The sequence below is a fragment of the Streptomyces sp. NPDC048416 genome (genome assembly GCF_043200435.1).
Classification (GTDB): Bacteria; Actinomycetota; Actinomycetes; order Streptomycetales; family Streptomycetaceae; genus Streptomyces.
Window position 1 is genome coordinate 1 of the sequence record NZ_JBICXU010000059.1, and the last position, 13,667, is coordinate 13,667.

At 73.2% G+C, this 13,667-nt stretch carries 12 protein-coding genes; 3 read left to right on the plus strand and 9 right to left on the minus strand.

Annotated elements, in window-relative coordinates:
- The first annotated feature begins 369 nt into the window (after positions 1-369).
- Positions 370-783, plus strand: a complete 414-nt coding sequence (locus tag ACGFW5_RS34840; RefSeq protein ID WP_393838374.1) for a MarR family winged helix-turn-helix transcriptional regulator — start codon at positions 370-372, stop codon at positions 781-783.
- A 325-nt stretch (positions 784-1,108) separates the two neighbouring features.
- Here the strand turns inward: ACGFW5_RS34840 and ACGFW5_RS34845 are convergent, their stop codons facing one another.
- Both ACGFW5_RS34845 and ACGFW5_RS34850 read right to left on the minus strand, forming a co-directional pair.
- Positions 1,109-1,864 carry a Mut7-C RNAse domain-containing protein gene (locus ACGFW5_RS34845; RefSeq protein WP_393838366.1) on the minus strand — a complete coding sequence of 252 codons (756 nt, stop codon included), beginning with the start codon at positions 1,862-1,864 and terminating at the stop codon, positions 1,109-1,111.
- 72 nt (positions 1,865-1,936) lie between these two features.
- On the minus strand, positions 1,937-2,776 hold the full coding sequence (locus tag ACGFW5_RS34850; RefSeq protein WP_393838367.1) for an NAD(P)H-binding protein: 840 nt from the start codon (positions 2,774-2,776) through the stop codon (positions 1,937-1,939).
- A 475-nt stretch (positions 2,777-3,251) separates the two neighbouring features.
- On the opposite strand from ACGFW5_RS34850, the gene ACGFW5_RS34855 reads away from it, so the two are divergent.
- Positions 3,252-3,683: a GNAT family N-acetyltransferase gene (locus tag ACGFW5_RS34855; protein ID WP_393838368.1), complete on the plus strand. Its 432-nt coding sequence runs from the start codon at positions 3,252-3,254 to the stop codon at positions 3,681-3,683.
- On the opposite strand, the gene ACGFW5_RS34860 is transcribed toward ACGFW5_RS34855, so the two are convergent.
- The 7 genes from ACGFW5_RS34860 to ACGFW5_RS34890 all read right to left on the minus strand — a co-directional run bounded on the left by ACGFW5_RS34860 (position 3,664) and on the right by ACGFW5_RS34890 (position 12,122).
- Positions 3,664-4,227 (minus strand): GNAT family N-acetyltransferase, encoded by a 564-nt coding sequence (locus ACGFW5_RS34860; RefSeq protein ID WP_393838369.1) that lies wholly within the window; start codon positions 4,225-4,227, stop codon positions 3,664-3,666. The two genes, ACGFW5_RS34855 and ACGFW5_RS34860, sit on opposite strands and share 20 nt — an antisense overlap.
- 40 nt (positions 4,228-4,267) lie before the next feature.
- On the minus strand, positions 4,268-5,092 hold the full coding sequence (locus ACGFW5_RS34865) for a DUF6597 domain-containing transcriptional factor (RefSeq protein WP_393838370.1): 825 nt from the start codon (positions 5,090-5,092) through the stop codon (positions 4,268-4,270).
- Positions 5,093-5,112: 20 nt separating this feature from the next.
- A complete protein-coding gene (locus tag ACGFW5_RS34870) occupies positions 5,113-7,965 on the minus strand; it encodes an HAD-IC family P-type ATPase (RefSeq protein ID WP_393838371.1) in 2,853 nt (950 codons plus the stop codon).
- Complete coding sequence (locus tag ACGFW5_RS34875; RefSeq protein WP_393838375.1) at positions 7,949-8,293, minus strand: ArsR/SmtB family transcription factor; 345 nt, start codon at positions 8,291-8,293, stop codon at positions 7,949-7,951. The genes ACGFW5_RS34870 and ACGFW5_RS34875 overlap by 17 nt, the downstream gene beginning before the upstream one ends.
- A gap of 76 nt (positions 8,294-8,369) precedes the next feature.
- Complete coding sequence (locus tag ACGFW5_RS34880; protein ID WP_393838376.1) at positions 8,370-10,355, minus strand: ABC transporter permease; 1,986 nt, start codon at positions 10,353-10,355, stop codon at positions 8,370-8,372.
- A 361-nt stretch (positions 10,356-10,716) separates the two neighbouring features.
- Complete coding sequence (gene modA / locus ACGFW5_RS34885) at positions 10,717-11,550, minus strand: molybdate ABC transporter substrate-binding protein (protein ID WP_393838372.1); 834 nt, start codon at positions 11,548-11,550, stop codon at positions 10,717-10,719.
- Between the two features lie 176 nt (positions 11,551-11,726).
- Positions 11,727-12,122 carry a molybdopterin-binding protein gene (locus ACGFW5_RS34890; RefSeq protein WP_393838373.1) on the minus strand — a complete coding sequence of 132 codons (396 nt, stop codon included), beginning with the start codon at positions 12,120-12,122 and terminating at the stop codon, positions 11,727-11,729.
- A 300-nt stretch (positions 12,123-12,422) separates the two neighbouring features.
- Between ACGFW5_RS34890 and ACGFW5_RS34895 the strand changes: the two genes are divergently transcribed.
- Positions 12,423-13,520 carry a MerR family DNA-binding transcriptional regulator gene (locus tag ACGFW5_RS34895; RefSeq protein ID WP_393838377.1) on the plus strand — a complete coding sequence of 366 codons (1,098 nt, stop codon included), beginning with the start codon at positions 12,423-12,425 and terminating at the stop codon, positions 13,518-13,520.
- The last annotated feature ends 147 nt before the right edge of the window (positions 13,521-13,667 follow it).

The following is a 13,667-nucleotide window of genomic DNA, read 5'->3' on the forward strand; positions in this document are numbered from 1 at the left end:
TAGCTCCGCTATCACGACGTTCCGGCGCCTTGCGATGCACCGCACCAGGCGCCGCACCCTGACCGACCCTGATCCACCAGACACCCCCTAGGCGGCCGGAGCGCTGCGCTAGCGCGGGGGCGGCGGGGCAGCGGGGGTGTGGACGTGCGGGGGTGGCGGGCGTTCGGGGGTGCGCGGGCGCGGGGGTGCGGGAATTCCGGATCGCTGCCCCTCCGCCGCCTCTACGGGGCCGCAGCCTCTGCGTCCTACACTTTCTGCATGGCACAGAAGAAGAGCGCGGGCCGCGCCGAAACACCCGGCAGGCCCGCCGCGGCGCGCCCCGCCCGGGCCGCCGCGCTGCGGGAGCTCGGCACCGTCGCGCGCCGTTACATGGCCTCGTACGCGCTGTTCAACCAGGCGCTCGCCGACCGTCTGGGGCTGCACCCCACCCATCTCCAGTGCCTCAACCTCCTCGGCCTCGAACCGGGGCCGGTCACCACGGGGCGGATCGCGGCGCTGACCGGGCTCACCACGGGCTCCGCGACCCGGCTCGTGGACCGGCTCGAAAAGGCCGGGTACGTGACACGGCGCCGGGACACCGAGGACCGCAGGAAGGTGCTGGTCGAGGTGGTGCCCGGCCGGATGGCCGAGCTCGGTGAGGTCTGGGGGCGGCTCAATGGTGCCTGGTGGGAGATGTTCGAGGCGTACGGCGACGAAGAGATCGCGCTCATCGCGACACACATGCGCCGCAGCATCGACCTGAGCGCCGACCAGGTCGAACGCCTCAGGAGCGGCCGCATGTGAACGAGGCCGGCCCGGACGGACCCGAACGCCGACAACCCGGGGCCGTTGAGCCCGGGGGCGCCGTCGTTCGGGCAGGCCCCGGTCGTCGTTAGGTCAGGCCCCGGCCGTCATACGGTCAGCCTCTGGGCCGCCGCTCCGGCAACCCCGGGTCGCTGTTCGGACAGCTTCCTTCGGACAGCCCCGGGGCCGCCGCTCCGGCAACCCCCGGCCGTCGTCCCGGTCGTCGTTCGGGCAGCCCCCGGCCGGCATTCGGACAGCCAGCCCCCGGCAATCGCTCCGGCGACCCGACCGAGGCGCGCCGGGCGTGGGCCTGGTCAGGGCCCGGTCATTCGGGGCGGGCCCCCGGGTCGGTCTTCGGCCCGCCGAACTCGCGGACGGCTTCGTCGACGATCGCCTCAAGCGCCGCGTGATGCGCCCCGCGCCAATAGACCCGCTCGCAGGACCCGCACTCCGCGAAGACGTCGTACGTGGAGCGGGTGCCGTGCTGCAAACGGTCGCCCACCGACTCCTTGTCGGCGTCGCGCAGCGGCGCGTTGCAGGCGGTGCAGCGCGTCCAGGGGGCGAGGGCGGGCGTGAACCGGCTCAGTACGTCCCGGAGTTGTTCGTCCGTGCGGTGGCTGTAGACGTACGCCCCGGCCCACAGCTCCCTTCGGTGCAGCAGCCCGCGGTCCCGGGACAGCATGACGCGCTGTTCGCGCGCCGAGAGCGCGGCGAGCGCCGGGTCCCCGATGTCCTCGCTCTCGTACGCGGCGTCGACGCCGAGCAGCCTCAACCGCCGCGCCAGGGTGCCGAGATGGACGTCGAGCAGGAACCGGAGAGGGGCGCCCGGCACTTTCTGGGGGCGTTCGACGGCGCGCACCTCGATGGTCTCGCCCGCTGTCGGGACGTGGGAGACCGGGACTTCGCGGCCGTCGGCCAGGAGCCGGCCGGCCTCGGTGAGCGGAACGCCCAGCGATTCGACGACGTGGCCCAGGGTGGATACGCCATCGGTCACGACGGCGCTGCGCCCTTGGCGGCGCTTCGTCGGGACGAAGAGCCGCAGCTCAGGGGCGAAGTCGATCTCGATCTCCGGTCCGTTCACGCCGTCAGGATCGCATTGCCGCGCGGGCCGGGGCCAGGGATTTGGCGGCGCGGCCCTGGGCCGCGCCCGGGCTCAGGGCCGGAACGCGTCCGCGTTCTCGCGGGCCCAGGACGCGAACGTGCGGGCCGGGTGGCCGGTCAGCTCCTCGACGGTGCCGGTGACGGCGTCGGGGTGGCCCTCGTGGGAGGTGAAGTAGCTGAGCAGCGCGTCCGCGATGCTCGCCGGCATGAACTCGGCCATCGACTCCTTCCAGGCCTCGCCGCTCACGGTGTTGACGGTGAGCGGGCGCCCGGTGGCCTCGGCGAGTATCGCGACCTGCTCGGTGACGCTGAGCGATGCGGGCCCGGTGAGGTGGTAGGCGTGGCCGCGCAGTTCGGGACGGGTCAGGACGGCCAGCGCCGCGTCCGCGATGTCCGCCTCGTGGATGACGGCGGACTGGGCGCCGGGGCAGGGGTGGTCCACGGTCCCGGTCGACTTCGCCGCCCAGGACCAGCCCAGCGCGTTGCCCGCGAACCCGCCCGGCTGAAGGAACGTCGACGGGATCCCGGAGCACGTGAGCCCGCGTTCGACGGCGCTGTGCATGGCCGCGATGGCATTGGTGTCGGCGCCGGGTTCGAAGACGGAGCTGGAGGAGAGCAGCGCGACGTGCTGGACCCCCGCGGCCTTCGCGTCGGCGAGGAACGCCTCGATGTGCTGCGGGTTGGCGTACAGGAAGACCGACTCGACGCCGGCCAGGGCCGCGGGGAACGTCGCCGGGTCGTCGAGGTCGCAGACGGCGCGCTCCACGCCGTCCGGCACGGTCAGCTTGTCGGGGCTCGCGGAGGCCGCCCGGACAGCGAGGCCGTGCTCGCGCAGCAACGGGATGAGGTTGGTGGCCACTTTGCCGCGGCTGCCGGTGATCAGGATTGTCATGAGGAAACACCTTCTGGATGAGGCGAGTTGAGGGACCGCTTGAGGGGCAGCGCGGGGGGTCTCCGTGCGGGGGGACTCCGTTCGGGGGGACTCCGTTCAGCTGTACCGTGCAGAAGCTGCGGCACGCAGATAAATATCGTCGATGCGATGGCCGCCGTCAAGCGTGTTTCGGCGAGCGGGGGCAGGGCGGACATCGCGGTTGGACTCGGGGCGCGGCGCCCCCAGGGGGGCGGCACGGCGGGGCGGGCCCGGGCGCGGCACAGCGCGGCGGGCGCCCAGGGGACGGCACGGCGGGGCGGCCCAGGGCGTGGCACGGCGGGGCGGTCCCGGGCGCGGCACGGCGGGGCGGGCCCCAGGGGGGCAGGTCCCAGGCGGGGGCGGGCCCCAGGGCGGCGTAGCGGGGCGGGCCCAAGGCGGGCCGGGCCCCAGGGGGCGGCGCTCGCCGGTCATGACCGGGGCCTCTACGCTTCCCCGCATGAAGATCATTGACCTTGAGCCGGGTGACCCGCGTCTGGCGGACGATCTGCTGCCGGTACTCAGCGAGCTCCGCCCGCACCTCACCCAGGACCTTCTGGCCGAGATCTACGCGGAGGGCCACGCCCAGGGGCTGCGCTTCACCGCCGCGTACGCCGACGACGGGGCCTGCGTGGGCGCCGCCGGGTGGCGGATCATCGTCAACACCGGCGTGATCCGCAAGCTGTACGTCGACGACCTGGTCACCGCCGCGACCGCCCGCTCCACGGGTGTGGGCCGCGCCCTCCTCGCACACCTGGAAGACCACGCGAGGGCGGCGGGCTGCACCACCCTCAACCTGGACTCCGGCACCCACCGAACCGACGCCCACCGCTTCTACTTCCGTGAGCGCATGGCGGTGACGGCCTTCAACTTCACGAAGCCGCTGGACTGACCCCGTCCCCCGGGCCGCCCACGTCGGTCCACCAGTCGTTGGAGCGGATCCAGGTGCCCGGCGGATACTCGAACTCCACCTCGCCGGCCAACGCGAACCCCGCCGCGCGGCACGTGGCGTTGGAGGCGGCGTGACCGACGGACGGGTAGGCGTGCAGCTCGCGTCGGCCGCCCGCGGCCCGGGCCTCGGCCACGACCGCCCGGAGCGCCGCGACGGCCAGGCCGCGGCCCCGGAACTCCGGCAGGATGCCGTACCCCGTCTCGTACACCGGCTCGCCCTGCTCTATTCGGGGCCAGTACCCGACCGAGCCGACCGTCTCGCCCGTCCCGTCGAGGACGACCTTGAACATCCGGCCCTCGGTGGCGGGGCCGGCACTCATCGCGGTGTACCGGTCGTGCCGCGAGAGCACCTTCTCCTCCGGCTCCGGGCCGCCCAGATGGTCGGTCATCTCCGGCGCGTTCTTCCTGCGGAGCAGGCCGAGATCGCGGTCCGACCAGGCCTCGAGCCGGATGGGCGGGGGAACTTCACGCGTGGTGTCGCTCATGTCCCCCACTGTAGGTGCCGGGTCTGACAACGGTCCGTGATCAGCGGCGGACGGCTCCGGGACGCAGTGCCGACGGCGGGGCGCCGAGGGTGGCGGTGAAGTCCCGTACCAGATGGGCCTGGTCGGCATAGCCCAGCTCGCCGGCCAGCCGGGCCCAGTCGACCGCGCCGCCGGATTCGGCTTGTTCCAGGGCCTCGTGGATGCGGTAGCGCAGCACGACCCACTTGGGGCCGACGCCCACCCAGCCGGCGAAGAGCCGTTGCAGGGACCGCGTCGACAGGCCCGCCTCACGGGCCAGTACGTCGACCCGGCGCAGCGAGCGGTCCCGGCGCACCCGGTCCACCAGGTCCATGGCCAGCTCCGCCTGTGGATCGGGCCGCGGATCGAGGCCGAGCAGGAAGGCATCGAGGGCGGCCACCCGGTCCTCGTCCCGGTCCGGCGAGAGCACCGCCGTGGGATCGGCGTCCGGGTACACCGGGTCCGCCGGGATCACCCGGTCCGTCCACCGCGAGACCGGGAACCTGGGGGCGAAGGGCCGGAAACCGCCGGGGCGGAACTGGATCCCGCACACCCGCCCGCGTCCCGACAGCTTCCGCGTGGCCAGGCCGAGGCCGACCCCGGAGAGCTCAAAGAGGTCGGGACGGCCGTCGTCGTACCGCTGGAAGACCAGGTTGACCGAAGGGTGCGGCACCACGTGGGAGGCGTGCGGCTCGGCCAGATCCCAGTCGATCAGCCAGTAGTGCTCCAGATAGGGGCGCAGCGCCGGCGCCGGTGCGTGCCGGCGGAACCGTACGCGGGCGAAGAGACCGGCGGCGTCGACGATGCCCCGGGTGTCTCGCCGAGGGCCAGAGCTCTGCGCTGACATGGCCCGATCCTAGGGAGCGGTCACCTCCTGAGGAGGAGTGGCGTTGGCTCCTTCGGCGTGGCGTTCCGCCGGGCCCGGCGGGTGAGCCAGTGCAGCGCGCCCGCGTACAGGGCGAGCACGAGGGCGACCAGCGGGTAGTACGCCAGGGGCAGCGCTGCCATGCCGAGGAGCGGGCCCACGGGTGAGAGCGGGAGCAGCAGGCCGGTCAGCGCGAGCACCCCGGCACCGACGCCGATGCCACCGCCGCGGCCGGTGCGCAGCAGGACCATCACCAGGGCCTGGGTCATCAGGTTCTCGGTGAACCAGCCCGCGTGGAACGCCGGCTGGGCCCGGGTGTCGCGCACCGCCCAGGCCAGCACCGCGAAGGTCGCCAGGTCGGCGGCGGCGTTCAGCACGCCGAACCCGCAGACGGAGGCGAGGACTTCGCGCGGGCGCAGCGTGAGGGGGCGGCGCAGCGCCCCGGCCTGAGGGCGCTCGTAGGCGAACGCGAGCTGTGCGGCGTCGAAGCACAGGTTCTGCACCAGGACCTGCGAGGGCAGCATGGGCAGGAACGGCAGCAGCAGTCCCGCGGTGAGCATCGCGATGACGTTGCCGAGGTTCGAGGACAGGGTGATCCGCAGGTAGCCCGCGATGGTGGCGCCGCCCCCGCGCCCGGCCACGATGGCGTGGTCGAGCGAGGCCAGGTCCTTCGCGGCGAGCACGACGTCCGCCGTCTCGCGGGCCACGTCGACTGCTTCGGGCGGGCAGATGCCGACATCGGACGCGCGCAGTGCGGGCAGGTCGTTGACGCCGTCGCCGAGGAACCCGGTGACGTGTCCGCGCCGGCGCAGGGCGCGGACGAGCCGTGCCTTCTGCTCGGGGGAGCAGCGGGCGAAGACAGTACTACTGTCGGCGAGTTGGCCCAGGGCGGCGTCGTCGAGGGCGTCGAAGGAGGCGGCGGTGACGACCTCGCCCGGCTCCAGACCGAGCTCGCGGCAGGCACGCGCGGCCGTACCGGGATGGTCACCCGTGAGCACCTTGACGGCGACGCCCCGCCGGGTGAGCGCGGCGAGCGCGGCCGCCGCCGTCGCCACTGTCGCGTCGCGCGCCGCGACCAGGCCCTTGAACGTCAGACCGTGCTCGTCGGCCGGCCCGTACGGTCGCGTGAGGGCGGGCCGTTCGGCGAGCGCCACGGCGAGGACGCGCAGTCCGTCGGCGGCGAGGCGGTCGGCGAGCGCCGTCGCCCTGCGGCGTTCGTCGCCGGTGAGCACACACCGTTCCAGTACGTCCTCCGTGGCGCCCTTGACCACCAGGGTGTGGTGGCCGAGCCGGGCCGGGGTCCGGATCACGGCGGTGGACAGGCGGCGCACCGGATCGAAGGGGAGGGCGGCGACCGCGTCGTACTCCAGGGCGTCGAGTCCGGTGGGGAAACGTTCTTCCGCGGCGTCGAGCAGGGCCTCGTCCAGGGCGTCGGGCACCGGTACTTCGGCGAGCCGCACCGTCCACAGGCTGTTGACGGCGGCCCAGTGCAGCACGGAGTCGTCGGGCGCGCCGGACGCGTCGAGCGCGCGGTCCAGGACCGGGCGGTCCTGGGTCAGGGTGCCCGTCTTGTCCAGGCAGACGACATCGACGGCGCCCAGGTCGTGCAGCGCGGGCAGCCGCTTGACGATCACCTGGTGGGTGCGGGCCAGCGTGGCCGCGCCGCGCGCGAGGGTGGTCGTCACGACGACCGGCAGCATCTCGGGGGTGAGGCCGACCGCCACCGCCACCGCGAACGGCAGGGTTTCGACGCCGCGGCCGCGCAGCGCCGCGTTGGCCATCAGGACGAGCGGCGGCGTGAGCAGCATGAACCGGATCAGGATCCAGGAGATGCCGTACACCGAGCGGTCGAAGGCAGTCGTGCGCCGGTCCTGGTCCGGCGCCCGGTCGGCCCGCGCGAACCGGGTCCCGGCGCCGGTCGCGATCACCACGCCGGTACCACTGCCGGAGGCCACGCTGCTGCCCTGGAAACAGACCTCGGGCCGGTCGAAGTCGAGACCGCCGAGGGGGTGTTCCGCTCCCTCCGGGTCGGTGGGGGTGGGCGGGGCTCCGGTGTTCGGTGGTGTGCGGGGGCTGGGCTGGTCCACCGGGAACGTGGGGGTGGCCGGGGCTCCGGTGTTCGGTGGTGTGCGGGGGCTGGGCTGGTCCACCGGGAACGTGGGGGTGGCCGGGGCTCCGGTGTTCGGCGGCGTGTGCGGGGCGGGCCGGTTTACCGGGAACGTGGGCGTGGGCGTGGGCGGGGGCCCGGTGTTCGGTGGCGTGTGCGGGGCGGGCCGGTCCACCGGGTATTTGGGGACCGGCGCGGACTCGCCGGTCAGCGCTGCCTGATGCATCGTCAGGCCGGTCGCGCGCAGCAGCCGCAGATCCGCCGGTACGAGATCGCCGGGCGCCAGACGCACGACGTCGCCCGGCACCACCTGGTCCACCGGGACCTCGCGCGGCACCGCGGGCGCGTCGGCGTCGGCCCTGCGCAGCACGGTCGCGGTGCTCGCCACGAACTGCCGCAACCGGGCCGCCGAACGGTCGGCACGGTGCTCGCCCGCCGCGCGCAGCGCGCAGCTCACCGTCACGAGCACGGCGATGACGGAGGCCGTGGCCCACGCGGCGACCAGCGCGGACACCAGCGCCAGACCGGCCAGTACGGCGGTGAACGGGTCGCGCAGGCTGCGGAGAAAAATAATCGGGAGGGCGGGAACCCGGCGCGAGGGAAGGACGTTTTCCCCATACCGCACGAGTCGTTTCTCGGCCTCCGACTCCACCAGCCCCCGAGGGCCGGAGCCGAGTGAACGAAGCACCTGCAGAGGAGTGCTCCTTGACAACTGGAAAGAAGAGATCCGCTCAGGCGCCGAGGTCACGGACGAGTCCCGACGGTCCCGGAAGTTTCACGCCTCCGCCGAGGCGGGCCACCAGCCAGCGCACCATCTGAGCCACATCGGGGTCGTCGACGAGATAGACGACCCGCCGCCCCTCCCGCCGGGACCGGACGAGCCCCGCGAGTTTCAGCTTCGCCAGGTGCTGACTGACGGCCGGCAGCGCGCCGCCGACCCTCTCGGCAAGCCCCGACACATCGGACTCGCCGTGGCTCAGCGTCCACATGATGTGCAGCCGCGCGGGCGAGGCAAGGAGTCCGAAGACCCCCGCTGCCTCGCCGAGCACCTCGACCGACGGGTCGGCGCTGCTCATCGTCACCGTCGTCTCCCGTCGCCCTGCCGTGCCGGCTGTTCCTGTCGCTCCGGGCAGCCAGTCTAGGGGCGGCGGCTCACAGGGATACGAGAGTCACCTCGGTCGCCTTCACGCTCGACCACACGGCCGCGCCCTCCGCCAGACCCAGCTCCGCGGCCGCGTCCGGAGTGATCTCCGCGATCAGGTCGGGCGCCTCGGCCGACGTGATGAGCACCCGCAGCCTGCTCCCGCTCGCCGTGATCTCGCGCACGGTGCCGGGCCAGACATTGCGCGGGCTGCCGTCGGGCCGCCTGCGGTGCACGGACACCGACTCCGGCGCGATGATCGCCAACGCCCGGCTGCCCTCGCTCAGTTGCTCGGCCGCCACGATCCGCCCGCCGCCGGCCAGCGCAAGCCCGTCGCCGCTCGCCTGCCCGGCCCATGCGTTGCGGCCCAGCATCCTGGCCACCCAGGGGGACCGCGGATTACGGGTGACCTCGGCGGGCGGCCCGTCCTGGAGGGTGCGCCCGGCGTCGAGTACGAGGACCCGGTCGGCCAGCGAGACCGCCTCGACCGGGTCATGGGTCACGATCAGGCAGACCCCGGCGAACCCGGCCAGATGGGTGCGCAGGGTGTGGCGGACATGGGCCCGGGTGGTCTGGTCGAGGGCCGCCAGGGGTTCATCCAGGAGCAGCAGCCGGGGCCGGGCGGCCAACGCCCTTGCCAGCGCCACCCGTTGGGCCTGGCCGCCGGAGAGCTGGGCCGGTTTGCGGTGGGCGAGCGGGCCGACACCGAGGCGGTCGAGCCACTGCTGGGCGGCGGCGCGGGCCTCGCGCCGGGCGACGCCCTGGGCGCGCAGCCCGTACGCCGTGTTTCCGAGCGCCGTCAGATGCGGGAACAGGGCGCCGTCCTGAGGAACCCAGGCGACCCCGCGCCTGTGCGGCGCCAGGCCGGTGACGTCGAGCTCGCCCAGGCGCAGATCCGCGTGGGCCCGCGGAGTGAGGCCGAGCAGGGCCCGCAGCAGGGTGGTCTTGCCCGCGCCGTTCTCGCCGACGACCGCGATCGTGGTGCCGGGTTCGGCGTGCAGGGTGAGCTCGTTGAACCCGGACACGTCGGCGTGCAGCGACCAACTGGGCGCGGTGGAGGCTGCCTTGGGGGCGCGTGATGGGTGTGGCTTGTCCGGCTGCGCGGCGTCGTGCGGTTCGCCACCGGGGGGAGCGTCCCCGGGTGCGGGGTCCGAGGGGGCGGAGTACGGGGGCGCCGGGTTCGGGGGTGCGGGCTCCGAGGGTGGGGGATCGGAGGGTGCGGGGTCCGAGGGTGGGGGGTCCGTGGTCGTGGCGGCGGCGGGCGCGCCGTTGCGCAGTGACGCGCCGCCGGTCCAGCGGCCGCGCAGGGCGACGAGGACCGCCATGGCGATGGCGAGCAGCAGCAGGGACACGGAGGTCGCGGCCTCGGGCGAATCCTGGAGGAGGAGGTAGACCTGGAGCGGGAGGGTCTGGGTGGTGCCGGGGAGGTTGCCGGCGAAGGTGATCGTGGCGCCGAACTCGCCGAGCGCGCGGGCCCAGGTGAGCGCCGCGCCGGCGGCCAGGCCCGGCGCGACCATGGGCAGGGTCACGGTGAGGAAGACCCGGAAGGGGGAGGCGCCGAGCGAGGCGGCGGTCTCCTCGTAACGGGGGCGGAGTCCGCCGAGCGCGCCCTCCAGGCTGATCACCAGGAACGGCATCGCGACGAAGGTGGCCGCCACCACGGCGCCCGAGGTGTGGAAGGGCAGCGTGATCCCGAACGTGCCCTCAAGCCACGGCCCGAGCAGTCCCCGCCGCCCGAAACCGAGCAGCAGCGCGACGCCTCCCACCGTGGGTGGCAGCACCATCGGCAGCAGCACGAGCGAGCGCACCAGGGCTTTGCCCGGGAAGTCGACCCGGGCCAGGAGCCAGGCCAGGGGCACCCCGAGGAGGAGGGAGAGACCGAGTGCCCAGAACGAGACGACGAGTGAGAGCCGCAGGGCCTCGGTGACGTCCGGGCCTGTGAGGTGCGCGCCGAGTTCGCCCCAGGAGGTGCGGGTCAGGATGCCGAGCAGCGGCATCAACAGGAACGCGATGGCGAGCAGCGCGGGCAGCGCCAGCACGACGGGCGGACGCCGACGGGTGCGGGAAACGCTGCGGGAACGGCTGCGGGAACGGCTCTGGGAACGGCTGCGGATCGTGGGGGTTCCCCGGTGTCCTGAGGGTGCCGGGTCTGCCCGTCCGCTGCGAACGGGCAGACCCGGCAAGGGGGTTGCAGCGGGTCTCCGGCCACGGGGATCGTGGTGGGTCCCCGGCGACGAGGGCCGTGGTGGGTCTCCGACCACGGGGGTCGTGGCGGGTCTCCGGACAACACAATGGACGTGGCGGGTCTCCGGCCACCACAACGGACGTGGTCGGGTCCGGCCGGGGGGTGCCTGGCGGTTACGGCTGCTGGAAGCCCGCGTCCGTGAGGATCTTCTGTGCCTCGGGGGAGGACAGCCACTTCACGAAGGCGTCGGCGGCTTCGGCGTTCTTCGAGGTCTTGAGGGTGGCGGCCGGGTACTGGGCGACGGCGTTCTGCGCGTCCGGGATGTCGACCGTGTCGACCTTGCCCTTCGCGGAGGCGGCGTCGGTCTTGTAGACGATGCCCGCGTCGGCCTCGCCCAGCTCCACCTTGCTGAGCACGGCGCGGACGTTGGGTTCCTGCGAGACCGGCCTGACCGTGATCTTCTGGGCGTCGAGGACCTGCTTGCTGTAACGGCCGACCGGCACCTCGGGCGCCGCGAGGACGACCTTCAGCTTGGTGTCGGCGAGACCCTTGAGGCCCTCGACCTTCTTCGGGTTGCCCTTGTCGGTCGCGATGACCAGCCGGTTTTTGGCGATGATCGACGAGCTGTTCACGTCGGCCTTCAGGCCGTCCATGGTCTTGGTGTCGGCGGTCACCAGGGCATCGGCGGGAGCGCCCTGCTTGACCTGGGCGGCGAGTTCCTGCGAGCCGGCGAAGGAGAACTTCACATGGGTGCCCGGGTGCTCCTTCTCGTACGCGGCGCCGGCCGCCTTGAAGACATCGGTGAGCGAGGACGCGGCGAGGACGGTCAGCTGGGCGGCCTTCGGGGCCTTCGAGGCGGAGCCGGAACTCGCGGACGCGGAGGCGGTCTTGTCGCTTCCGCTGTCCTTGTCGCTGCCGCAGGCCGCGGCCAGCGGGATGAGCAGAGCGGCGGAGACGACGGCCGCGGCGGCGCGGTGGCGCCGGGTACTGAGAGCCGTGACAGACATGGGTGGAGCTCCTTCGGATGCGTGTCGAGCCGCGCCGGGAGGTGAGGGCTTCCCCCCGTCGGGTCTCCGTTGCCGGAGAGCCCAGGGGCGGGGGAGGGGCGACGCCGCGGGGACGTACGGGAGTGGCCTGGCCTCGGCCTGGGTGCGGGGCCTCGGGCTGGGCGCGGGGCCTCGGCCTAGGTGCGGTCGATGTGCACGCTGGTGGACTTCACCCGCGCGGTGGCCTGCATGCCCACCTCAAGACCCAGTTCCTCGACGGCTTCCCGGGTCAGGAGGGAGACCAGGCGGTGCGGGCCTGCCTGGATCTCGACCTGGGCGGCGACGTCGCCGAGTTTGACGGCGGTGACGATGCCGGGGAAGGCGTTGCGGGCGGAGGTGTAGGGCACCTCGTCCTCGCCATTCGGGGACTGGCCGACCTCTATGGAGAAGGCCGCCAGGTCCCGTCCGTCGATGAGTCGGCGACCGCCCTCGTCGCGATGGGTCGCGACGCGGCCGCCGTCGGCCCAGCGGCGCACGGTGTCGGAACTGACGCCGAGCAGACGCGCTGCCTGGCCGATGGTGTAGGACTGCATGTGCGCCAAGATAAGCGCCTCGCCACCGCATATACAAAGGATCCGTCGGAACCTACACCGCACGTGCGAAAGCGGCTGGACGATGGTCCAAGCGGCAGCGGCGCCCCTCGGGGGCCATGTCCGCACGCCGGGCGGCGCCGGAGATCGAAGAACGGTCGGCCGGGTTTGGGGAAAAGCCGGCGCGGACGACGTCGAGCGCCACCCGTGCCCGCGCTGCTCGGCTCCTGCTGCCGTGGGTGGGCTCTTGACCCTCACGTGACGTCAGGCTGCACAGTCGGTGCCGTGGAGGATCACTGGACTGTGGGACGCGTGGCCGAGCTGGCCGGCGTGAGCGTGCGCACGCTGCATCACTATGACGCGATCGGGCTGGTTCGGCCGTCGGCGCGGACCCCGGCCGGGTACCGGGCCTACTCGGCGGGCGACATGGAGCGGCTTCGGGAGGTGCTGGCCTACCGGCGACTGGGCTTTGGGCTGCGGGAGGTCGCGGAACTGGTCGGTGACTCCTCCACCGACGCGGTCGCGCACCTGCGCCGACTGCGTGGCCTGCTGCTGGAGCGCCGTGATCGCGCTGACGTCATGGTGGCGGCCATCGACCGAGAACTTGAGGCACGGGCGAAGGGACTCATGGTGACACCGGAGGAACAACTGAAGATGCTCGGTGCCCGGCTGTACGACGCAATCGGCGGCGCCTACACCGCGACACGGCGTACCGAGCCGCGGATCGCCGCGCAGATCTGGGACGCGCTGGGAGACGCGCAGACGGTGCTGAACGTCGGGGCCGGCACCGGCTCCTACGAGCCTGGGGATCGCGACGTGACCGCGGTGGAGCCATCGGCAATCATGCGGAAGCAGCGGCCTGCCGGCTCGGCGCCGTGCGTGGCCGCCGCCGCGGAAAGCCTGCCGTTCGAGGACCACTCCTTCGACGTCGCGATGGCCGTCTCCACCGTTCACCACTGGGGGGACCCGATGGCAGGGCTGCGCGAGATGCGCCGCGTGGCCCACCGGGTGGTGGTGCTGACGTTCGACACCGACGAGCCGGGATGGCAGGGCCGGTTCTGGCTCACCCGCGACTATCTGCCCGAGTTCGCCGGCGTCCTCGCGGGATTTCCCTCGCTTGCTGGGATGGCCGACGCGATCGACGCGCGCGCCGAGCCGGTGCCCATCCCGTGGGACTGCGCCGACGGCCTGTTCGAGGCGTACTGGCGCCGCCCGGGGGCGTATCTGGAGGATCATGTGCGCCGTGCGATGTCGGTGTGGACAAGGGTTGGGCCGGAAGCAGAGCAGCGGGCGGTACGAAGCCTCGGCGACGACCTCGACTCCGGCCGGTGGGCCGAGCGCAACAGCGACCTCGCCCATCTCGACGCGGCAGATCTCGGCCTGCGCCTGCTCATAGCTTGAATGGACACCGGTCAGGGTCCTGGGCCCGGCGCCCGGGTAGGCGCGAAGCCCTCGGCTAGGGGGTGTCTGGTGGATCAGGGTCGGTCAGGGTGCGGCGCCTGGTGCGGTGCATCGCAAGGCGCCGGAACGTCGTGATAGCGGAGCTAT

What these genes read in the sequence shown, in the direction of transcription:
- ACGFW5_RS34840 (WP_393838374.1), top strand. Translation starts at nt 370, where the DNA reads ATGGCCTCGTACGCGCTGTTCAACCAGGCGCTCGCCGACCGTCTGGGG.
- ACGFW5_RS34850 (WP_393838367.1), bottom strand. Translation starts at nt 2,776, where the DNA reads ATGACAATCCTGATCACCGGCAGCCGCGGCAAAGTGGCCACCAACCTC.
- ACGFW5_RS34855 (WP_393838368.1), top strand. Translation starts at nt 3,252, where the DNA reads ATGAAGATCATTGACCTTGAGCCGGGTGACCCGCGTCTGGCGGACGAT.
- ACGFW5_RS34860 (WP_393838369.1), bottom strand. Translation starts at nt 4,227, where the DNA reads ATGAGCGACACCACGCGTGAAGTTCCCCCGCCCATCCGGCTCGAGGCC.
- ACGFW5_RS34865 (WP_393838370.1), bottom strand. Translation starts at nt 5,092, where the DNA reads ATGTCAGCGCAGAGCTCTGGCCCTCGGCGAGACACCCGGGGCATCGTC.
- ACGFW5_RS34875 (WP_393838375.1), bottom strand. Translation starts at nt 8,293, where the DNA reads ATGAGCAGCGCCGACCCGTCGGTCGAGGTGCTCGGCGAGGCAGCGGGG.
- ACGFW5_RS34880 (WP_393838376.1), bottom strand. Translation starts at nt 10,355, where the DNA reads ATGCCGCTGCTCGGCATCCTGACCCGCACCTCCTGGGGCGAACTCGGC.
- modA (WP_393838372.1), bottom strand. Translation starts at nt 11,550, where the DNA reads ATGTCTGTCACGGCTCTCAGTACCCGGCGCCACCGCGCCGCCGCGGCC.
- ACGFW5_RS34890 (WP_393838373.1), bottom strand. Translation starts at nt 12,122, where the DNA reads ATGCAGTCCTACACCATCGGCCAGGCAGCGCGTCTGCTCGGCGTCAGT.